The organism is Devosia alba, assembly GCF_039938915.1.
Taxonomy (GTDB): domain Bacteria; phylum Pseudomonadota; class Alphaproteobacteria; order Rhizobiales; family Devosiaceae; genus Devosia; species Devosia alba.
Map to the genome: position 1 here is coordinate 164,621 of NZ_JBDUUI010000008.1, position 21,323 is coordinate 185,943.

19 protein-coding genes are annotated in these 21,323 nt (G+C 60.1%); 11 read left to right on the forward strand and 8 right to left on the reverse strand.

Annotated features, from left to right (window positions below; genetic code table 11):
- Positions 1 to 13: 13 nt before the first annotated feature.
- Positions 14 to 1,300 (reverse strand): alkaline phosphatase family protein, encoded by a 1,287-nt coding sequence (locus ABFY71_RS13195; RefSeq protein ID WP_347946478.1) that lies wholly within the window; start codon positions 1,298 to 1,300, stop codon positions 14 to 16.
- Positions 1,297 to 2,556, reverse strand: coding sequence for a phosphonoacetate hydrolase (phnA, locus tag ABFY71_RS13200; RefSeq protein WP_347946480.1), 1,260 nt, complete (start codon positions 2,554 to 2,556; stop codon positions 1,297 to 1,299). The genes ABFY71_RS13195 and phnA overlap by 4 nt, the downstream gene beginning before the upstream one ends.
- 135 nt (positions 2,557 to 2,691) lie before the next feature.
- On the opposite strand from phnA, the gene ABFY71_RS13205 reads away from it, so the two are divergent.
- Positions 2,692 to 3,621 carry a LysR substrate-binding domain-containing protein gene (locus ABFY71_RS13205; RefSeq protein WP_347946482.1) on the forward strand — a complete coding sequence of 310 codons (930 nt, stop codon included), beginning with the start codon at positions 2,692 to 2,694 and terminating at the stop codon, positions 3,619 to 3,621.
- Positions 3,622 to 4,190: 569 nt separating this feature from the next.
- Here ABFY71_RS13205 and ABFY71_RS13210 read toward each other — a convergent pair.
- Complete coding sequence (locus ABFY71_RS13210) at positions 4,191 to 5,675, reverse strand: tetratricopeptide repeat protein (protein WP_347946483.1); 1,485 nt, start codon at positions 5,673 to 5,675, stop codon at positions 4,191 to 4,193.
- Positions 5,676 to 5,745: 70 nt separating this feature from the next.
- Complete coding sequence (locus ABFY71_RS13215) at positions 5,746 to 6,570, reverse strand: hypothetical protein (RefSeq protein ID WP_347946485.1); 825 nt, start codon at positions 6,568 to 6,570, stop codon at positions 5,746 to 5,748.
- Positions 6,571 to 6,738: 168 nt separating this feature from the next.
- Here ABFY71_RS13215 and ABFY71_RS13220 point away from each other — a divergent pair, with 168 nt between their 5' ends.
- From ABFY71_RS13220 to ABFY71_RS13230, 3 genes are read left to right on the forward strand one after another with little or no spacing between them, the layout of a single operon-like run.
- Complete coding sequence (locus ABFY71_RS13220; RefSeq protein ID WP_347946487.1) at positions 6,739 to 8,322, forward strand: COG3904 family protein; 1,584 nt, start codon at positions 6,739 to 6,741, stop codon at positions 8,320 to 8,322.
- Positions 8,323 to 8,353: 31 nt separating this feature from the next.
- Complete coding sequence (locus ABFY71_RS13225; protein ID WP_347946489.1) at positions 8,354 to 8,617, forward strand: hypothetical protein; 264 nt, start codon at positions 8,354 to 8,356, stop codon at positions 8,615 to 8,617.
- A gap of 23 nt (positions 8,618 to 8,640) precedes the next feature.
- Entirely contained in the window at positions 8,641 to 9,258 is a 618-nt protein-coding gene (locus ABFY71_RS13230) for a hypothetical protein (RefSeq protein ID WP_347946490.1), read from the forward strand.
- A gap of 3 nt (positions 9,259 to 9,261) precedes the next feature.
- On the opposite strand, the gene ABFY71_RS13235 is transcribed toward ABFY71_RS13230, so the two are convergent.
- Together ABFY71_RS13235 and ABFY71_RS13240 are read right to left on the reverse strand one after the other, a co-directional pair.
- Positions 9,262 to 9,894, reverse strand: coding sequence for a response regulator (locus tag ABFY71_RS13235; RefSeq protein WP_347946492.1), 633 nt, complete (start codon positions 9,892 to 9,894; stop codon positions 9,262 to 9,264).
- Positions 9,872 to 12,016 carry an ATP-binding protein gene (locus tag ABFY71_RS13240; protein WP_347946494.1) on the reverse strand — a complete coding sequence of 715 codons (2,145 nt, stop codon included), beginning with the start codon at positions 12,014 to 12,016 and terminating at the stop codon, positions 9,872 to 9,874. Before ABFY71_RS13240 ends, ABFY71_RS13235 begins: the two co-directional genes overlap by 23 nt.
- 241 nt (positions 12,017 to 12,257) lie before the next feature.
- Between ABFY71_RS13240 and ABFY71_RS13245 the strand changes: the two genes are divergently transcribed.
- Together ABFY71_RS13245 and ABFY71_RS13250 are read left to right on the forward strand one after the other, a co-directional pair.
- Positions 12,258 to 12,686: a YbjN domain-containing protein gene (locus tag ABFY71_RS13245; RefSeq protein WP_347946496.1), complete on the forward strand. Its 429-nt coding sequence runs from the start codon at positions 12,258 to 12,260 to the stop codon at positions 12,684 to 12,686.
- 10 nt (positions 12,687 to 12,696) lie between these two features.
- Positions 12,697 to 13,152: a hypothetical protein gene (locus ABFY71_RS13250; RefSeq protein ID WP_347946498.1), complete on the forward strand. Its 456-nt coding sequence runs from the start codon at positions 12,697 to 12,699 to the stop codon at positions 13,150 to 13,152.
- Positions 13,153 to 13,818: 666 nt separating this feature from the next.
- Here ABFY71_RS13250 and ABFY71_RS13255 read toward each other — a convergent pair.
- Positions 13,819 to 14,553: a response regulator gene (locus tag ABFY71_RS13255; RefSeq protein WP_347946500.1), complete on the reverse strand. Its 735-nt coding sequence runs from the start codon at positions 14,551 to 14,553 to the stop codon at positions 13,819 to 13,821.
- Positions 14,550 to 15,734 carry a sensor histidine kinase gene (locus ABFY71_RS13260; protein ID WP_347946502.1) on the reverse strand — a complete coding sequence of 395 codons (1,185 nt, stop codon included), beginning with the start codon at positions 15,732 to 15,734 and terminating at the stop codon, positions 14,550 to 14,552. Before ABFY71_RS13260 ends, ABFY71_RS13255 begins: the two co-directional genes overlap by 4 nt.
- A gap of 198 nt (positions 15,735 to 15,932) precedes the next feature.
- Between ABFY71_RS13260 and ABFY71_RS13265 the strand changes: the two genes are divergently transcribed.
- The 5 genes from ABFY71_RS13265 to ABFY71_RS13285 are packed head-to-tail and all read left to right on the forward strand — an operon-like array spanning position 15,933 to position 21,251.
- A complete protein-coding gene (locus ABFY71_RS13265; protein WP_347946504.1) occupies positions 15,933 to 16,946 on the forward strand; it encodes an ABC transporter substrate-binding protein in 1,014 nt (337 codons plus the stop codon).
- Between the two features lie 9 nt (positions 16,947 to 16,955).
- A complete protein-coding gene (locus tag ABFY71_RS13270) occupies positions 16,956 to 18,434 on the forward strand; it encodes a sugar ABC transporter ATP-binding protein (protein ID WP_347946506.1) in 1,479 nt (492 codons plus the stop codon).
- Entirely contained in the window at positions 18,431 to 19,354 is a 924-nt protein-coding gene (locus tag ABFY71_RS13275) for an ABC transporter permease (RefSeq protein ID WP_347946508.1), read from the forward strand. Before ABFY71_RS13270 ends, ABFY71_RS13275 begins: the two co-directional genes overlap by 4 nt.
- The gene (locus tag ABFY71_RS13280; RefSeq protein WP_347946509.1) at positions 19,354 to 20,331 is read left to right on the forward strand and encodes an ABC transporter permease; all 978 of its coding nucleotides are present in this window, start codon (positions 19,354 to 19,356) and stop codon (positions 20,329 to 20,331) included. Before ABFY71_RS13275 ends, ABFY71_RS13280 begins: the two co-directional genes overlap by 1 nt.
- Entirely contained in the window at positions 20,328 to 21,251 is a 924-nt protein-coding gene (locus tag ABFY71_RS13285; protein WP_347946511.1) for an SMP-30/gluconolactonase/LRE family protein, read from the forward strand. The genes ABFY71_RS13280 and ABFY71_RS13285 overlap by 4 nt, the downstream gene beginning before the upstream one ends.
- Positions 21,252 to 21,323 lie beyond the last annotated feature (72 nt).

Sequence of the window (21,323 nt, forward strand, 5' to 3'; positions counted from 1 at the left end):
TCCAAGGGTCCGTTCAGTTCTGCGGGAGGGCGAGACCGTCCATGCCGTCTCGGTGGAGGCCGAGGTAGCGCATGACGGTAGGCGCGATGTCGATCAGCCGTGTGACACCGTGTTCGATGCTGCCGGGGGCGAAGCCGCCGCCATTGGCGATCAGAAAGGGGTGGCGCTCGAAGTCGCCCAGGCCGCCATGGCTGCCAAAGCCTTCAGGCTTGCCGGGTTTGTCGTCGCTGACACAAACCGTGATCAGGCCGGGGACGCCGAATTCATTCGGCTCGCTGCTGCAGGCCATGGAGAAGGCGATGTGCAGGCCGTTTTCCGGACGCTGGCCGATATGCAGCATTTCGGGGCCGTGGAAGATCTCTGCGATATAGGGCTGGGCGCGCAGGAAGCCGAGGATGGCCGGGATGCGGTCTTCGGCACTGGGCGCCACATAGAGCAGCCCGCTGCCGCCCTGGGGGGCAATGACGACTTCGGTGCTGTCGGGCCCGTCCTTGAGGCCGGCCTCGACAAGCCGGGCGGCGACAGCCACCCGCTCGCGCACCGTCTCCTGGCCATGGTCTGACCCCACCAGGAAGAGGATATCCTCGCCTTGGGCGCGCTGTGCATCGACGGTGCGCTCGACCTGGGCAAAGGCGCGGTCGGCGCTGGCGATTGCGTCGAGGTGAATTGGTGAGCCCAGAGGCCCCGCATGCATGCCCTGGTCGGGATTGGCGAGCCAGAGCACCGAGAGACGCGGGCGGCGGACCTGCAGCACTTCGGTGCAGAACCAGTCGGCCAGCGCCAGGTCACCCGCCTCGTCGTGGCTGACGACTGGTGCCTCATCGAGACCCAGCTTGCGTCCGCCGGGGCCGAGTGAGCCGGCGCGATGCACCACGGATCCGAAATTGTCAGGATCCTGGAAGTAGGCCGCGCCCGGGGAGACGTTGGAGGCAATGAGAGCGCCGCCATGCGGAGCGAGGCGTTCGGCCATGGTCGGCACCTTGAGGGTACGACCAAAGTCATTGCGCAGCTTGCCGACAAAGGCGGGATCGCCGACATCGTGCACCCGCACGCCCGCACCATCGGGCAGGCCCATGGTGTTGCCGTGCAGCCCGTGATTGGCCGGCCAGCAACCGGTGGCAATGGCTGCCGCGCTGGCGCGCGTCGCCGATGGGAAGATCGCCCGGTGATTGAGGAATCGCCGCGAGCGCGCCGCGAAATCGAAAATGGCGGGGCAGGTGTCGGCGCGGACGAAATCGTTGCGGTGTCCGTCGCAGATCATGAGGACGACGCGTCCCATGTCCGTGCTTTGGGCGGTCATTCCGTCACTCCATTGATGGCAAAGTCGAAAATGTCGTAGTTGCGCAGACCCGCCTGGGCGCGGGCGGCGTATTCCGCGTTCAGCGGGCGCGACAGGATGAACGGCACCGCCTGCTCGCTGAGCCCGCCATGCGAGCGCAGCCGCTGCCCGGCCAGCGCGGAGAGATCGTGCTCGCCACGGGTGGCGCCCAACGCGACGCCGGGTGCGCCGACCACCACCACGTCCCCCTCGCCCTCGACAGGCAGCTCGAAACGGGCGCAGGCCTCGTCCGCGGGCAGCGCCACGGCAATGCCGGCCGTGCCTGCCAGCGCCGCCTGCACTTCTTTGGGGGAGAGCGATGGGTCCTTGATATAGACGCGGACAAAGCCGCCCAGAGAGGCGTGGTGGCGCACGAAGGGATCGGTGATCGGGCAGATGACCCGCACCGAGCCGGCGCCGAACCGCGCCTCTAGCTCGTCCTGGACATAGATGATGCGGGCCGTGCCATCGGGTTCTGACATGTCGGTCATGCCATGGTCGGCAACAATGCCGATGGTGGCGCCAAGGTCTGCGAGGCGACCGAGGCGCTGATCGACAGCGGCCATGAAGGTCAGCGCTTCTGGAGCCTCCGGGGCATATTTGTGCTGCACGTAGTCCGAGAGGGAGAGATAGAGGATGGTGCCGCGGCCCGCTTCGAGCAGGCCGATGCCGGTGTCGAGCACGTAGAGCGACAGCGCCTCGGAATATTTGTCGATGACCGCCGCCGGCGCGCGGTCTCCCAACACGGCCACTGCGCCTTCCGGCGACTCCGCCGAGAGGGCGATGCCGCCCATATTGCGCCCCAGGGCGCCAAGCAGCTTGTCCTTGGCGGTCACCACCGCAACGTCTGCCCCGCCCTCGGCGAAATGGGCAAAGATCGTGTCAACCAGCATCTGGTGACCGTCGAGCACCATGACCTCGCGACCGGTTGCACGGTCGAGGTAGTAGTTGCCCGCCACCCCCGTAACCGCTGGCGGTGCGCCACAAGCGATCGCGACATTGTTGGGATTGGTGAAGGTGGGCATGGCGGCCAGCGCGATGTCGCTGAAACCCTCGCTCATCATGCGCGCCAGGTTCGGTACGACGCCGTCCTTTATCGCCGCGGCGACATATTCGGGGTCGCAGCCGTCAAAGCAGATCACCACCACCGGGCGTACGGGGAAGCGATAATGCCGGCCGTTGATCAGCAACGGCGCCCGCTCCTCAATGAAAGATGTGCGCGAGAAGGCCTCGGTCATATGGGTGTCACCTGATGCATATATAATAGTTTCTTTGGAAAAATTTCGAATAACCAATCCTCAACGAAACTATAAAATCTAACGCTCCAAGTTGAAATGGAAATATAATATCGGTGATGTGAGGTTTTGGAACATATGAATAGAAAACTGCCGCCGCTGAAATCTATCGCGGCCTTTGAAAGTGTTGCTCGTCTTGGAAGTGTTACAAAGGCCGCCAATGAGTTGTTTGTGACGCATGGAGCAATCAGCAAACAGATTGCGGCGCTGGAAGACTGGCTGGGACGCCCCCTGTTCGAGGCCAACCGCAAGCAGATGCGGCCCTTGCCTGAGGCGGTCACTTGGGCCCGGACGCTCGGGGAAGTTCTCGACACACTGAACATTTCGGCGGCGCAGATGCGCGACGATCGTCAGGCGCGCGTCCTGCGGATCATCGCGCCATCGACCATGGCGACGCGCTGGCTGATCCCCCGCAGCTGGCACTTTTCCGAGCAGCACGGCGACATTGCCCTGCAGGTGCGGCATACCGATAGCGGCGAAGACTGGCGCGACATGCCGTTCGATGTCGCCATCCGCACCGATCAGGATTTGCCGGTGCCGATGCAGTCCCAGAAGATATTTTCAGAACAGCTGACGCTGGCCGTTTCACCCCGGCTGGCGGCGAAGGCGAACCTGTGGCGACCCGCCGACATCCTGCGCCAGCGGCTCTTCGCGTCCCAGACGCGGCACGGTGAACTCGAGCAATGGCTGGCGGCCGCCGGTCTTGCCGGTCAAGCCGGCGCGATCACCAGCTTTCCGCATTTCTACCTGGCACTTGAGGCGACCCTGGCCGGTGGTGGCGCCTTGATCTGCCCGCGCCGTACCCTGACGGATCAGTTCCGACGCGGTGACCTGGTCGAGCCCTGGCCGCAAATCCGGGTGGCGGGGCCGACCTTCTTCGTCATCTGGAGAAAGAACACCAGCCTTCAGAAAGACGTAGAGATCTTTGTACAGTGGCTGACCCGGATGGCCGAGAACGAAGCCCAACGCGCCGCGGCGGCCAGCGAACAACTCCACGCTGTTCTCTAGCGCCTATCGGCGCGTTTCGCGCATTGCTCGGCGTCCCATGTCCTGTGGGAACCCGGCCCACAGCTTGAACTCGGTGCACGGCACTCTTGAGCGCTACCTGGCCCGCACGGCGACGCTCGCCACAGCAGCGATGGATAAGTTCCAGAACGCAAGCAGCACAGATTCTGCAAACCACCGGCCGCGGCGGCAGCAAGAATATTGCTATGTGATTGAAAAGATTGGCGCGCCGGTCAGAATGAAACTGCGAACACCTACTCCATTGAATTGAAAAGATAACTTGAAAGCTTTTAAGCGTGAGCGCCGTCGCGGAGATTCTTCCGAAGCCCACAGCCATGGAGCCGTCGGCGAATTGTGACGCGGCAATGTGCCGACCTAGCCGATGTTCAATTGCCTAGCGCTGATCGGCCGATATGGGGCCGGTTGCGGACTGGCAGCTTTTTTTGTTTGAACACGCGATAGCAGACATTTACAGACAGTGAGCATCGCGTTTCGGGCTGTGGAGAGGCGCTTCGGGAGTGCGGGTACAGTTCAATCTCTTGAGTATAGATACGGATCTAGCTCGCACCCGCTTAGCAACCAGGAGAGTTCACCGTCGGACAGGCGCCATAGTGCTGGGAGCCGGAGCGCATTGCTTCTATGGCGAACTGAGTGCGGGCGTTCTCCCGCTGACGGGCCAATTCGCCATATTGGGTCGCTGCATCCCCGGTGCCGGACTGCCCGGCTGCGCCAACTACCAGGCCGTACAGCAACCCCTCCAAAAAATCGGGTTCGGCTGGCTTGCTGAGCGCGTCCTGCTGACTGAAATCTTTCCAGCTGTCTTCAATCTGGAAGTGGCGTTGCATCTGGCACGCTTCGTTGTTGGTGCTGCGCATCTGGCATGACAGGTCGGCATACTGTCGCGCCAGCGCTTCGTTGCGCAGGCCATAACGATCATCCCAGCTCATTAGCGCCACGCTGTAGCAGCTATCGGCGGCCAGATTGTCGGTGCCACATTCATCCTGAAAGGTGCGCTGGGCCGCCTGATTGCGGCTCACACCTGCCGACCCGCCCAGAAACAGAGCCGTGCGCGCAAATTCCCCACAACCAAACTCGACCGTCTCGTCACATAGGTTTTCGAACATCGACAGCGCCGTGTACCGATCCTGCGGCACGCCGTTGCCATCGGCCAGGGCGAGCGCCTGATAATAGCAGCCATAGACTTCGCCAATTGCGCAGGAGCGCACCAGAAACGGGAAGGCACCGGCCGGGTCGTTGCGCGCAAGACGATATTCCGCCTGCTGCCAATTGGTGGGTGGACCGATATGTTCGGTTTCCCATCGGCGAATGGCAGCTTCCTCGATGCCGGCGGCTTCAGCTTTGGCATACCACTCTACGGCAACGTCCATGGGACCACCCGCGCGGTATTCCCATTCCGCCAATACGCCGAGCAGAAAATAGGCGTCCGCGATGCCGGCTTGCGCGGCAACATCAAGGTGGATCAGCGCCCAAGGCAGATCGACGGCAGCGCCTTGCCCAATGGCAAGCATGCGTCCTGCCTCATAGGCGGCTGCGGGATAGTCGTGGATAGCGGCACTTTTAAAGTACTTTAGCGCTTGGGCCGGATCGGTAATCCTCGGTTCGCTCAGCAAGAGCTGGCCCAGTTCATATTCTGCGGGAGCAAAATCCATCTCGGCGGCGCGCGTGAGATAGGTGACCGCCGCTGACGCGTCGCGCGGTACCACATCACCCAGAAGATAAGCGATGCCGGTGTGATAGCTCGCCTGTGGTTTGACCATGGCCGGGTGATCAGCAGAGCGCTTGTAGAGAGTAAACGCCAATGCCCGGTCCTGAGATACGCCCTGCCCAGTATAATAGAGCAGGCCCAGATTGTTCATGCCATTTGGATCGTCGGCGTCGGTCAGTTGCTGAAAGATCCGGGCTGCAGTCGTCACATCGCCGCGTGTCAAGGCAGCCTTGCCTGCCTCGTTCAAAGCCTGGGCATCGTCCTGCGCCAGCGCGGGCAGGGCCGCGGACATGAGCATGATCGCAATTATGAGAGCCAGGATCTGGCGCATCAATGTGTTCCTGATGGTAGCACCCGATGAGTTGTCGAGTCAGGCGGGTGGCTTGATTGATTCGTAAATACTATTGTCCCCGGATGGCCTCAGTCAGCAACTCACTAAGGCCGGTCCCGCATTGACCATCCCTGACCGGAAAGATGACACGGCGCAGTAGTTCGACACCGGGTTTTTCCTCGTCCTGCTTAAAGGTGATGGCCACCGTACGGCTGTATAGTTGCGAATAGTAACGGGCGCGGGCTTCGAGCAGGATATCTGCGTGCAGGATACAGAGTTCTATGGCCGCCCGATCCAGTTCGGACGGCGAGATTTCGGCAAGCCCAGTGTCGACGGCATAAGTCAGGGACAGTTCGCCCGGTGTCAGGCCGGGCTCGGCCCAACGCAGCGTCGCCTTGATATCGGCACTCAGGTCCGGCGATAGATTGTCCAGCCCCACGCCCAGCGGCCGGGGCGTGCACGGGGCATTGTCGGCAATGTCGAAGACCATCTCGTGAAAGCGTGTCATCGTCATGTTGGCGGGCAGGTCTTCATCGCGTTGGGACGGGGTGAAGTCCCAGCGAATACGAACGGCGCTGACGTCCTGCTCTTGCAAAGCTTCTGCGCTATTGGCGACGAGATTGCCGCAAAGCGGTTGAACCATTCGGGCATAATCGTCCGAGGGCACCTCGCCATAGGGCTCAGGGTCAAAATTAGGTACGGCGCGGACCACCACTGTCTTGACGCCATCGGGGTCCGTCTCAATCAGATACTCATTGATCGTCAACGAGGTGCCATTGCCCAGGATTATGTTCTCGTCCTGCGCCATGGCCGCAGTGGTGCTGGTCAGCAGCAACAGTGCCATAAAGCAGCGCAGCGCGATTGAAACGGTCGATGTCAGATTGGTCTTGAACACAGAGCAGTTCTCCGGGAGCTGAAGTTGGGCGCCGGATAATCCTGCCCACTGCCGCATAATCTAGGGTGGTTCCGCTCATTCAGGCTCTCCCCTGTTCGGGGGATGGCGAGCCAGGCTATGGGCTTAATACCATTGCCTGGGAATGGATTTGGGTGGGGCGATATAACAGTGCAGCATTTCATCTGGCGCGGGGTGTCAACAATCATTCTGGCGGCTTGGCTGGTGTTCGGCGGGCTCGCGTCGCCGGCCATGGCCGCTAGCGTATCATTCGCTGCGCTGCACTATTCGGCTGATCGCTTCGTGCCGCAGTTCCATTTTGAAGGCCCCGTGACCGAGGGGGATGCGACCGCTCTGGCGGCCCTGATCGACGAATTCGTCGAGTGTACGCCCGACCTGCTGGACATTGCGGGCAGCAATTGCGCGGTGGTGACGCTCAGCAGCCCGGGCGGCGACTACATCGAGGGACTTCGGCTAGCCGCGTTGATGCGCGAGCGGGCGATTGCCACCGTCGTTGAAGCCAATGCCGAATGTTACTCGGCCTGCGCCTTCGCGTTTCTGGGCGGCACGGGTTATGCCCGCCAAGAGGGCATCGGCGCCTATATTGACCGGATGATTGAACCCAGCGGCATACTGGGCTTCCACGCGCCTTACTTTGCCTCGGAGGCTCTGGATGGGCTAGTGGCGCAATTCGGTATGGACGATGTGCTTGGGGCCAGTCGCGATGACGTGGCACTGATGATCCAGCAACTGGTCGACTGGAACGTCAATGCCAACGCGCTGAGCTACATCGCCAGCATGGGGCCAACAGAGACCTACGACATTGTAGAAGGTGAGGACTATGCCATGCTGTGGGCACAGCTGCCGCCCGCGCCATTGTACTACTGGAACAGCAATACCGCAGACGCGCTGCGCAATGCCTGCATCAATCTGCTCGCCTATCATCTGGACAGCTGGCCATCAGAAGTGGCCGCGCAGGTGGCGCTGGATCCTGAGACGGCACTGGCCAACAATGAGCAGGGTCAGCCGCTCAGCGGCTTTCGCCTGACTGCGGACAATCCGCTGGCAGCCAGCTATTGCGCGCTGCCGAATGATCAGTTTGACCTCAACGGTGACGTTGATCTGGCGCTTTATACGGCTCCCGGTGTCTCCGGCGGGGCGCGGCCGCTGGTTTCGTTGTTCAGCCGCAGCGAGGGGTGGTCCACCATGGGCACGGGCGGCGATCCTACGCGCCGGCACATGCAGAAGGGCAGTCTGAGTCAGCTGTTCGTGCCGATAAGGGGGGCGGTCGAGAGCGATTTCGTCAAATTCATGGACTATCTGCCGTTGCGCAAGTTTGCCCGGTTCAACGCGATCAGCATGATTGACGATACGGTCGAGTTCGCCGTTTCCGAGCTGCCCATGTCTCTGCTTGGTGAGAATACGAAAGTTCAGGTGATGCTCTATGGTCAGCAGCAGGTGATTGTGGAAGCGGGCAGCGAGCTGCTTTACGCGACGGCAAGGCAGGCGCACGCAAACCGAAACGACGTCGACATCACACTGAGCGTCGACTACGAAAATGGCTTTGCGGTGGGGGGGTACTATTTCTCGGGCCGGCCCTATCTTTGGGTGGGCCTGAAGGGTGAGAATGGTGCCGCCGCCGTGGTGCGTATCGAAACCCTGGAGAAGCCGCAGGACATGAATTCCGCGTTGATCGAGCAGGAAGATATCGCCTGCAGCTTCGCGCTGCACGGTCATGGATTGGACTGCTCATGAGCCGGGGAAATGCGATGACCGTAACAACTGAATGCCCATCCTGATGCCGCTATTTCTCGCCGTCCAGGGGGCCGTTTTTCTGGTGTGGGCCGCGCTGGCGTTCCGCTTTCTGTTCGCCTTGCGGGCTGATGCGGTCGCGCAGTCTGGCCGAAGTCTGCCCAGCATGGCGACACAGCTGAGGGCGTTTCGCGGTGGGCTCATCGAGCCGCGCTATCATCGTCACCGTGTCAGGCTCATGGCGCTGACGGCCTTGCTGATGGCCTTGTCTGCATTGTCATTTGTGTTCATCAAATGATCACTTCACCAGGGTGTGTTGCCATGCTGCTTCGTTGCTTTCGCCGGTTCTCAGTTGTCGCGCTCGGCTGGGCCATAGGGGCAATCGCCGCGTCGGCGCATCCCCCCGTCATGTCGTGTCCGGCAGACCAGGCGGTCTACCGGCTGCAAACTGACGACGGTCCGCTCGAGATCGGGTTCATTCCGGCGACCAATTTTATTTCGGCGGCTTCCGACCTCTATCTCTATCTGACCACCACGCAGCGGACCTATTGGTTCAGCTTTTCGGTGTCGAACGGCTATAGCGGCATGACGCTGCATCCGGTCAGTGACCCTGTGGCCGCCTCAAATGGGGACAATGGGGATGTCCCGCGCGAATTGCTGAATGACTATTTTGCCGAGGACGCGGACGCCGTGGAGGCCGAAATCTGGTCATCGCTGCGATTTTATTCGCTCGAAGAAGATCTGACCTTCCTGTTTGAGCCGCCATTGTCCGGGCAGGCGGCGCCTGCCTATGTCATGATGCCGGAGATCGGATTGACGCTCTGGTATGAGCCGCAGGCCCTCACCGAGGATAGCAAGGTGGATCGGGATTCAATTCCGCGCGGTATATTTCAACTGGTGGAATGTCTGGAAAAGCCCCGCGCCAAGGTTCTTCCCTGATGCTCAGGTAAGTCCAAGCCGATTGGCATGCAGGGCGGCTTCGGCACGCGTTGAAATGCCAAGCTTGCGGTAAATTGCCTTGATGTGCGTCGCAATGGTGGTCTCTGCCAGGCCCAGCGCCAGAGCCGCGTCGGCGTTACGCAGTCCCTTGGCGACCAGAGTGAGTACTTCGAGCTCGCGTCCAGTCAGTTTCTCGGTGTCGCCGTCAATCGGTCCGGTACGCTGAAAGTGCTCCATGATACGGCGCGCAATTGTCGGCGACAGCGCCGGCATGCCCTGCTGCAGTTGCACCAGCTGTCGCTGGATCAAGGCGCTGGGTTGTCCCTTGAGCAGATACCCCTGAGCACCGGCAGACAGTGCAGCGACAATGTGGGCGTCTTCGCCCAGAACGGTGGTGACCACGCAGATGGTGTCGGGCGTACCCTTGCGAATGCGCCGTATCACATCCAGGCCCGAACCATCTGGCAGCCCCAGATCGATCAAGGCCATGTCCCAGTCCCGTTCATCAACTTTGGCAATTGCGCTGGCGATGGTCTGCGCTGTGCTGATCGATGCTTCGGGGAAAGACTTCCGGGCGATAGCGGTCAGCCATTCGCGCGCCTCGGCAACGTCCTCAACGATGAGCAAGTTTTTCAATCTGCACTCCGCTCTCAGCCAATGGAAAACGGGCATGCAGGCGTGTACCCTGCGTGCCGGTGATCGATAGCGTCCCGCCGTCTCCCAAAATGCGCGAATGGATGTTGTTGAGGCCACGACCCGGTTTCGGGTCGGCTTCATCGAAGCCCTTGCCGTCGTCGGACACGCTCAGCTCAATCACGCCCGATCGTTCGACGATCTCAATGCAGAGCTGCGTGGCATGGGCATGACGAATGGTGTTACTGGCGCATTCGCGCACCACAGAGCGCAGCGTGTGCGCTAACCGGGCGCTAACACCCGTTTCGGCCATGCCGGTGAATTGCCAGCTCAACTGCAGCCCTGCCAGGGCGAGACGGTCATTGGTTTCGTATCGCAGCTCTGCTAGCACCTCATCAAGCGCCATGCCATTGCCCTGCGCATTGCTGATGATGTCGCGCAAATCCGCAAGGGTTTCACTGACAATAACATCCTTGCGTTGCAGATCGGGCGTATGGAGAGTGCGCAGGAGTTGCGCGCCGATATTGTCATGCAGATCTCTGGCGATGCGCGTTCGCTCCATACGAACGCCCTGTTCGCGGGCGTCGCCGCTGTCGAGGGCATGCGAGATCAAATCGACCAAATGCTGTGCACGTTCTACATCGCGGACGGAGAATAGCCGGCGTCCACTATTGGCAAACTGCAGTAAAAGCGGGGGCAGGTTCAGATGTCCGGGAATGAGCAGCCCCTGGCCGTCGTCGATGAGTGCCGCTTTTGATACCGGTGCTACAGTCTCAATGGTGAGCGGGTTGAAGTTCTCAATCAGCAGATCCTGCCATTTTGCACTCTGCCGGTCCGGCCGGCGCTCAAGAGCAATTTCGACGAGTTGGGGGAAACTTTGTGGGGCGACCGAGTGACGGCTGCTCAGGCGCATGCCGATAGCATTGCGAATGGGCAGGTACACCAGGCCCAATACCAGCAAGGCAATGCCAAAGGCCGGGATGCGTTCGACGGCGACGCCATAAATCAGGAAGGCATCCAGGCCGACCAAGAGAATGGCCCCAACCAGATAGGAGCCCAGTCGGAAGGCCCAAATGCCCAGATCAAAGAGGCGATAGCGGGCGACGCCCAAGGCAAGACCCGCGTAGATCAACAAAATGACGCCAAAAGCTTGTGCTTGCGAGGCCTGGGGCTCCAGGCCGATAAGCAGTGGCGCTGCAATCGCAAAGATGAAGACGCTGGTGCCGGCGAGTATTGATAGGCCGAACCACCCCAGGGCTGCTCTGGCGACTGGGTTTCGTCGACTGAGGAATAGTTGAACGACGATCAGCGCGCCGATAGCCACGAATTGAATGACGATGAGCGCATAGGCGCCAATGCTCTGCGATGGTGCCCATTGCGCGATACTGATGCCTGCTGCCACGGCCGTCGCGATCCAGACCGCGATGAGTTGGGCGTTGGAGGCAACGCGCTTGGGGTACACCGCCAGCAGGCAGATGGTGGCTGCGCCGAAGGCAACTGTACCGGCATGGTTCAATCCCGAAAGCAGCAGCAGAAGCTCTCCGGGCAGGCTGAGCTCCCGGGTGCCGTAGATCGCGGCCGAGAGTGCTGACACCATGAGCGCTGCACCCGCAACGGCAAGGTAGAACGGCCCCCATTCCCGCCGTCTTAGGGACCAGACCCATCCGCCCACGGCCAAGCCGGCATAGCCAACAAAGACCTGGAGCCAGAATTCAAAGGGGAGGGACCAGGCGGGTCGAGTGGCGAACGGCGCGAGAGAGATTCGTTTCGCCTCACCGGCGGCGGTGGTGACATCAAGCCAGACGCTGGTTTGATCCTGGATATTGGCGAGGGCTGCCTGGCGCGCGCGAAATTCATTGAGCGCCGGGTAGGAACTGAGCGTGTCGGGCTCTTCAATGATGTCGATCGCGGTGATGGTCATGGACCCGGTTTCTGGTGAGCCGATGGCGTTTAAACGTGCGCCGGCACTCAGTTCTGGATCAAGATCGGTGCGGTGCACGCGAGCGATAACAATTGATCCGTCGTCGCCCGGCGACAGGATTACTCCAATCCAGGGTTGATTGACTGCCGTATACAAGCCCCCAATAACTGCCAATGTGGACAGCCCCAGAAGCACGACAAGCATGACGAAAGCTGGTGTTCGGATTTTCCTGTGGCCTCCCCTATGGCCACGAACACTAACGCGTCCTCGGCTCAACCCCACTCCTCTGAACAGGGGATGCCATACAAGCGGCCAGATGCCTAGTTTAACGACAAGCATTTTCGTTGGAATGGGGGAGGTTGCGGTGTCTGGCTATGGTCGCAAATTGCGCAGTCGATCACCGGTGCGGCGCATCGGCCGGATGGTTCTTCTGGCTGGATCAGGCATGGCGCTCGCTGTGTTCCTGCTATTGCCCAAGACGCAGGCGAGTGAAGCCAGCAATGTTCAGACGATCCTGCAGATTGCACAGGCGTTTGGCGAAGCCCATCTGGACCGAGACAGCAATGGCGCGCCACGCATCAGCACCGATGTTGATGGTTTCCCCTATACCATGACCTTTTTCGACTGCAGCGAGGCCAACGTTTGCCACAACGCGCAGTTTGTTGCGCATTTCGACGCTATGGCCAATCCAGCACACCTCGATGAATGGAACGGCGAGCCAGAGGGGCCACGCGCATATTTTGACGCCATGGGTGGCACCAGTCTGGCTCAAACCATTGGGCTGGCTGATGCCCCAACGCCCATCAACGTGATGGGCATATTCGGTAATTGGGGCAATGCGGTCTTCGACTTCGTCGCGCTCATCGAACCCTAGGAGAGATACCGTGCAACGTCCCAGCTTTTTCGCCGTATTGCTGTTCTGTCTGGCCGCAAGCCTTCCGGCTCAGGCGCAGTTTCCGCGCGAGGGGATTGTTGAAATTCCCAATGGGGTATCGGCACCCTTTGCTGGCAGTTGGGCTGTGGGCTTCCCCGAAGGAGAAGGCATGATCAATGGCGAGCCGCTGGTCAGCTGCGATCAACCGGTACGACTCCAACCTGCTGGGGAACACGCTCTCAGCTATCTCGCTCCCAATGGCAGCGAAATCCTGCTCGAGTTGACGGCATTCTCAGGGCGCACGACCTGGTTTCCGCCCGCCGGGGAGAGCATTATCGCCGTGTGGACGTCGCCGGACGAATTCTTCAGCTACTCAGTCACGCTGACCAATGGCCGGGCCCGCTGGGATAACCCGCATGTTTACCGTCGCTGCTATCCAAGCGTTACCATAACAAGTGTCAGCTGAACGCCACCAATTTGTAGACGGTTTGCGCACCTCGCACTGAGCGCTTACCTCTTTGAAGTGGTAGCTTTCAGGACAATCAAGGACGGCGATGAAGGACCGATTTGGGGCGCGTTCCCGACTGGCCGCTGACGACCCCTTTGTCGCCGTTCCAGCTATTGGGGCCGCAGCCCAAAACCTGCCGTTCTTTTCGGTCCTACCCAAGCGCAGCGCCGGGGCCGTAAGCGGAATGTCGGATTTCAGGACTTGGGAACGGAATAGCTGCCGTTCAGCGGCGCGAGACTGAGTTGCAGCTACGAGCCCCAAGGCGGTCGTTCGTCATTGAATTGGGAAATCACGAAACCTGCCGTTTGCCGTTTAAGCCATAGCGGCTTCCCGCCGCGTGCTCCGATCGGTCAGCGTCCGTCATATTGCGGTGATTGAGGTCAATCATTGATTGGCTTTGCGTGCGGGATTTTTGCTGGTTCTGCGGGGTCTGCACTGATCTCGGCATAGACTACCCGGCTAGAGCGCCGATCGTTTGACCCAATATGGCGGGGTTATTTCGGAAACTTACGGTAACGCGTTTTCAGCCTTTATGTACTGAGTTACTGAACCACAACCTTCCTTCGGCGGTGCTGGAGCAGGCATCGTGCTGATCCTGGGCCAGTTGCAAACTGCAACCAACAATTATGACTTTTCTATTGTCCTTTGAGCTGCCCAGGCAGCTAGCTCCTTTTCTGTTGCCTCAAGTGTTTCAGAGGTAATGAAGCCCTGTTTGACTGCCGTAGCAACCGCGCGATTGCGTTTGTTAGGTTCTGTGCCCAGACGTTCGAACAGATTGTCCTGATGCGAGAGCTTGTCGTAGAGGTTCATCAACCGGTTCTGGACGGTTCGGAGGGAGAGGCCATGCCGAAGGGCGACGAGCTTGTCAGGCAGACCCAGCGCGATATCGTTTAAAATCGCCAGTTCCACCTCGGTCAGGGCGTCTTTGCGGCGTTGGCCGAAGGAATTGAGCGAATGCACTTCACGGTCGATCAGGATTTGCCCTTCGGCGAGCACAGCGCGCATGGCCAGCGCCAGCCGCTCTGGCGACGCCGTTTTGAGCACGTAACCATAGGCAGATTGCGCTGGCACGATGCGTGAAATACCGCGGAGGTAAGCCTCGTCGGCATAATTGGACCAGAACAGGATGCGGGTATGGGGGCGTTCGCGCCAGATGACACGCGCCGCATCCACCCCGTTGCGCTCCTTCATGCGCAGATCCATCACAATGGCGGTAATGTTTTCCGATCGCGCCAAGGCCTCCGCCTCCGAGCCAGTGGAGGCGCAGAACAGCAGCTGCACGTTGTCGAAGGTGCTGCTGACCTGCTCCCTGAGATAGGTCAGGTGCAGCTTGTCATCCTCGACCAGCAAAATTCTCAACGCACAGTTTCCTCATGTTTAGACCGGGGCAAGAGAACCGTAATGGTCGAGCCGGATGACGTGTCGATCTTGAAGTTGGCGCCAATCAGTTTCGCCCGCGTTCGCATATGCTGCAGCCCGCTCTGGCGCGAGCGGCCCTCATCGCCAAACCGGCCGTTGTCGCGGATGCGAACGCGGACGCGTCGGTCGTCGCTCAGATCAATGCTGACATTAAGTTGGGATGCCCCGGCATGCTTCAGGCTGTTGTTGATGGCTTCCTGGCAAATCCGAAACAGGGCGATGCGCTCGGTGTCACCCAGATCGCTCATGCCCCCGCGCGTGGTATCCTCAAAAAGCAGCGTGATTTTCTGGGCAGGCCCGCGCACGGTTTCGAAATGCGAGCGCACGGCTTCTTCGAAACCAAACAATTCCAGAATGGAGGGGACGGACGTTTCGATGACGCGCCTGAGTTGCTGGATGCAAACCTGAACCTCGCCTCGCAACTTGCTGGTTTCGTCCAAGGTCAAGCCCGGCCGCAAATCGCGCGCGATGCGTGTGAGGTCAGCCAGGGTCTGATCATGCAAATCCATCCCGATCCGCTGGCGTTCGCGCTCCAAAGCATCGGTTAGGCGCAAGGCACCAAGCCGGAGCCCTTCTTGTTGGACCGCGATCTTGGTGCGTTCTACGGCTTCCTTTTTTGCAGTCTCGTTGGCGCGCAAGGCGAAGAAATAGGGGGCCAAAATGTCGGCCAGGTTCTGTGCCAGCGGAATATGGGTTTCATTGTAGTAATCCGGCTGCCGCAGCGAAAAGTTCAACGCCCCAGCAGTGCGCCCAAAAACTTTCATGGCAACATTGATCCGGCTGCGCAGGCCGTGTTTGACCATTGGTTCGGAAACGGATCCGGGGAAGACATAACGGTGGTCGGTAAGCGCGTCACCGGTCAGCATCGTGTCGGTCTTGCCCTTCAGAATATGGCGGACGGGGGAATCGGCGACGAGCGAGCGTGAACTGCTCCAGCTGGTGCGCAGGCCAACCTCGTATGAGGTGTTCCACAAGCCATCCTGATCAATGAGGCAAACGTCGAGGTGATCATAGGCGATGATCTTTTCAATTTCGCCGCTGACGGCCCGCAGGGCCGATCGAATATCGAGCTCACCAGCCAGATGGTTCGAAATCCTGACGTAGTTGCTCACATCTTCCACCTTGGTCCCCTTTCCTAATTTAGCGCCTTCCTGCCCTGCCGTCTTGCGGGCAGGTGCCGGTCCGTTGCGGGTTCCCGCAATTGTTATGCACTTCATACTCTGTAGTCTCGGAGCGCAATACGGTTTGCTTTTGATCAGCGCGTGGAGGCGCCAACCATATTAAATACGCGACCAATGTCGCACCCAGGGAGGACATTTATGACCAATCGTGTGAAGCTTCTTTCGGCCGCTGCCGTTCTGGCGCTCATCGCCGCAACGCCAGCTCTCGCCGAAACCGCCGGCAAGCGCATCGCGCTGTCCAACAATTATGCCGGGAACAGCTGGCGTCAGGCGATGCTGGAAAGCTGGGCCACGGTCACCGATCCAGCCGTCAGTGCTGGCATTGTAGCTGCGGCGGACGCTTTCACCACCGCTGAAAATCAGGCAACCGAGCAGGCTGCCCAGATCCAGAACATGATCCTGCAGGGTTACGACGCTATCGTCGTCAATGCTGCGTCGCCCACCTCGCTCAATGGCGCCATTAAGGAAGCCTGCGACGCCGGTATCACTGTTGTTTCCTTCGACGGCATCGTCACCGAGCCTTGCGCCTGGCGTATTGCCGTGGATTTCCGCCAGATGGGCCGAGATCAGGTGAGCTACCTGGCAGCGCGCTTCCCCGAAGGCGGCAACGTGCTCGAAATCCGCGGCCTGGCCGGGGTGTTTGTGGACGATGAAGTCAGCGCCGGCATCCATGAAGAAGTCGCCAACACCAAGTTCACCATTGTGGGTTCGGTCAATGGCGATTGGGCCCAAGACGTTGCCCAAAAGGCTGTTGCCGGCATCCTGCCAAGCTTGCCCGAACTGGTCGCTGTCGTTACCCAGGGCGGCGACGGCTACGGCGCGGCGCAGGCAATCGCCGCCACTGATCGTCCGATGCCGACCATCATCATGGGCAATCGTCAGGACGAGTTGGCCTGGTGGGATGAGCAGAAGGAAGCCAACGGCTACGAGACCACCTCGCTCTCGATCGCACCCGGCGTCAGCACTCTGGCTTTCTGGGTCGCCCAGCAGATTCTGGATGGCCAGGACGTTCCAAAGGACCTGACGGTTCCCTTCCTTACCATCGATCAGGACGGTCTGGCTGCGGCGCTTGAAACCACGCCTGAAGGCTCGGTAGCCAATGTCGAGTATTCGCTCGAAGACTCCATCGCCGTCATCGAAGCCGCTCGGTAACTCCAAGGCATGACCCCGACCACCAATAGCTCCGGCGCTGCTTCAGCGCCGGTCGTCTCCCTGCAGAGCGTGGACAAGTCCTTTGGACCTGTCCACGCCTTGGCAGGTGCGTCGATGGTCGTCCGGGCCGGTGAGTGTATTGGCCTTGTCGGCCATAACGGCGCGGGAAAGTCGACTTTCGTCAATGTTATAAATGGACGACTGACGCCGACAGCCGGTCAGGTCCAGTATGGTGCGCATACCGCAGTCGGCGGGGGGCGCAATGCCGATCTGGCCGCGACCAACGGCATTCGCAGTGTGTTTCAAGAACTATCGCTGTGCCCAAACCTGACGGTGCTCGAGAATTATCGCATTCCCTTTCGCACCATGCCCCGTTGGGGCTGGCGCAAGGCAGCGCGTATCGCCGTTATGACTGCTTTGGACGACGTGTTTCCCGGCCACGGCATCGGGCCGGATGCGGTCGTGGCCGATCTGAGCATTGCAGAGCGGCAAATGGTGGAAATCGCCATCGCCTTCTCCGCGCGCGACATTGCCCCGCGTCTGGTCATTCTGGACGAGCCGACGTCTTCGCTTGATGCCGGCATTTCGAACCAGCTGTTGGATCATGTCCGCAAATTCTGTTCTACCGGTGGAGCGGTGATTTTTATCACCCATATGATGGGCGAAATTTTTCAGGTCGCGGACCGCATCGTCGTCATGAAAGACGGACGCGTTGTCGAAGATCGGCCGACCGGCGCGTTCACGCGCCAGACACTGGTTGATACAATGGGTCACGTTGCGGCAGATGGCGGCAACGTAGCGGCAGAAAAAGCGGAGCGTGTGCCGGGCGACATAGTGCTCAGCCTGCCCAACGGACTATCGGCGCGCAAAGGCGAAATTGTTGGTCTTGCGGGTTTGGCGGGACACGGGCAAGCCGAGGCGCTGGCCCGGTTCTATTTTGACAAGACCTCCACATGGCGGGCGCGCCGGCAACCTGACGTTGTGTTTGTGGCGGGGGATCGGGGCCGTGATGGCGTTATGCCGATCTGGTCGATCCTGAAAAATCTCAGCCTCGTCACACTGTTCGAGTTTGGCCGTCGCGGTCTGGTTGACCGACACAAGGAAGGCGAGCTGGGCGCGACCTGGAAGCAGAAAATCCAGATCAAAACATCCGATCTGGGCAATCCGATCCTATCGCTATCCGGTGGCAACCAGCAAAAGGTGCTGTTCGCCAAAGCGCTGGCGTCCAGCGCCCCAATTGTGATCATGGATGACCCCATGCGCGGTGTCGACGTCGGCACAAAAAAAGAAGTTTATCGGATGATCAGAGCCGAAGCCGAGGCGGGCCGGACCTTTCTTTGGTACTCGACGGAAACCGATGAAATCCTCGAATGCGACCGCGTTTTCGTGTTCCGCGACAGGGCCATTTCGGCTGAGTTGACGGGGCCGCAAATCAGCGAAGAGAATATCTTGCGCGCATCCTTTGAGATGCAGGAGGCCGCTGAATGACGCGCGACCAGATCCGAACCTTGCTTCCGGTCGTGTCCCTCGGCGTTTTGCTCGCCGCCGTGTTCTGGCTGCAGCCGCGTGCCATGAGCTATTTCGGGGTCAACCTGCTGTTCAATCTGGCAATTCCGCTGGCGCTGGCCACGATTGCCCAGATGCTGATCATCATGGTCAATGACATCGACCTGTCCATCGGCTCGTTTGTCACCTTTTGCGCCTGCGTTGCGGCCACGCTGGTCAATGACACGCCCCTGCTCGGCTATGCGGTCCTCGCCGCCTCTGTGCTGGCTTATGCTGCTATGGGCGCCATCATTCACGCGCGCGGTTTGCCGGCCATCGTGGTGACGCTGGGGACATCCTTCGTGTGGTCCGGTCTTGCCGTGCTGATCCTGCCGTCGCCCGGTGGCGCGGCACCCGGCTGGGTGCGCGACCTGATGAGCCTTAAACCCATCTTTGTGCCACTGGCGATCATCGCTCCTGTCGTCATCGGGCTGGTCATGCACCTCTTCATCAAGCGCTCCTCGATTGGTGTTGTGCTCCAAGGCGTGGGTGGCAATGAGCGGGCGCTGGATCGCTCGGGCTGGTCCATCATTGGGCTCAAGGCATTCGCCTATGGTTTGGCAGGCCTGTTCGGCGTGTTGGCAGGCATGGCGCTGGTGGGGCTGACCACTGCCGCCGATGCCAATATCGCCCTGCGCTACACATTGCTCTCAATTGCCGGGGTGATTCTGGGCGGAGGCGAATTTACCGGGGGGCGCGTATCACCGATTGGCGCAGTGATTGGCGCACTCACGCTGACGCTGGCGGCAAGTTTCCTGTCGTTCCTGCGGCTATCGCCGGATTGGCAAATTGGTGCCCAAGGCGCGATCCTGATCCTGGTGCTCGCTGCCCGCCTGCTTATTTCCTATCGGAGGAGTGCTTAATGACCGCGTCCGCGCAGGCCGCCGCTGGCCCAAACCTGTTTGCCCGATTGCGGCAAGCGTCTTGGATCTGGTCCTTCCTAGCTGCCGCATTGGCGTTCGGCGGCACGATGGTCGTTTCGGGTGGTCAAGGTTCCTACTCGCTGCTCAACGCGGCCCTCACGTTTGCGGCGTTTTCCGTCATTGTTGGCATTGGGCAGATGTTTGTCATCACGCTGGGACCCGGCAACGTCGATCTGTCCGTGCCCGCTAGCATGACACTGGCCGCAACGCTTTCGCTCAAATTCATGGATACCGATACCGGCCTCATCCTGCCGGGCCTGCTGATCGCGCTGGCCGTGGGCGTGGCCTGCGGCATCTTCAACTATGGCCTGATCCTGACACTGCGCATTCCACCGATTATCGCCACGCTGTCGTCTTCGTTCATTTTCCAGTCGATCGCCATCTGGTCCAATCGCGGCCTGCGCATCAAGCCGCCTCCGCCGCTGGCTGACTTCACCACCGGGAGCACACTGGCTATCCCTAACGTGGCGATTGCAGTGGTGGCGTTGGCGCTGCTGGCCTGGTTTGTGCTTGAACGCACCATTTTCGGGCGCTGGATTTTAGCCGCTGGTCAAAATATGCGTGCAGCCCAGTTGAGCGCCGTGCCGATTAATCTGGTGCGCTTCTGCGTCTATGTGGGCTCGGCAGTGCTGGCTTCCTTTGCCGGATTTCTGCTGGCCAGCTTTTCGGGCGGCGCCAATCTGAGCATGGGCACCGAATACATGCTGATGTCCATTGCCGTCGTGGTCATCGGCGGCAGTTCCATTGCGGGTGGAAACAGCAATGTCCCGGGCATCTGGGGCGCGGCTTTGTTCATGTTTTTGCTGGTCTCAATGCTCAACAGCCTTGGCCTGGGTGCCGGCGTCAGACTGCTCCTGACCGGCGTCATTATCGTTGCTGTGGTGATATTTGCCAGCAAGAGGACCTATTCGGCATGACCTCCCCGTATGACATTCGGGACCCTGCGTTCCACGCCCTCATCCAGCACAATGTCGGTCTCAACCAATTGTCGTCCGGCCATATGTGGACCGAGGGCCCGGTCTGGGTTCCGGCGCACCAGTGCCTCTATTTTTCCGACATTCCCAATCAGTCCATCTTGCGCTGGACCCCCGATGGCGTCGTCACGGTGCTGCGCCGGGATTCCAATTTTGCCAATGGCAATACGCTGGACCGCGAGGGGCGCCTGCTCAGTTGCCAGCATGGCACCCGCACAGTCGTTCGTACAGAATCGGACGGATCGATTAAGACGCTAGCCGACCGCTACCAGGGCAAGCGTCTCAATTCCCCCAATGACCTGGTGGTCAAAAGCGACGGCACGGTCTGGTTCACCGATCCGACTTACGGCATCATGGGCAATTATGAGGGCTATCGCGCCGTCCCCGATCAGGAGGCCCGCAATGTCTTCCGCTTGGACGTCACCACCGGCGCGCTGACCAGCGTCGTGAGCGATTTCCTGCAGCCCAACGGACTGGCCTTTTCGCCCGACGAATCCATTCTCTATATTGCCGATTCCGGTACGAATGCGGATGGAAAGGCCCCTGCCACTATCCGCGCCTTTGACGTGGCTGACGGCGTCACGCTGACCAATTCGCGTATCTTCGCCACTATGGAAGCTGGCGTTCCCGACGGCATCCGCGTAGATTTTCATGGCAATCTGTGGTCATCTTCGGCTGACAGCGTTCAGTGCTTCAACCCACAGGGCGTCTTGCTGGGTCGAATTCTGGTGCCCGAGGTTGTCTCCAACGTCGCCTTTGGCGGCCCCCGGAATACCCATCTGTTCATCACCGCCACCACCAGCCTCTACGCCATCCACGTAAACACAGAAGCTGCAATAGTTCTTGACTTGCGACGCACCTGATCTCACCTGGGTTGGAGGCACCAGCGTGCGGGATCAGCCTTGGGCAAGACATGGCTACCTAGGGACCTGAAC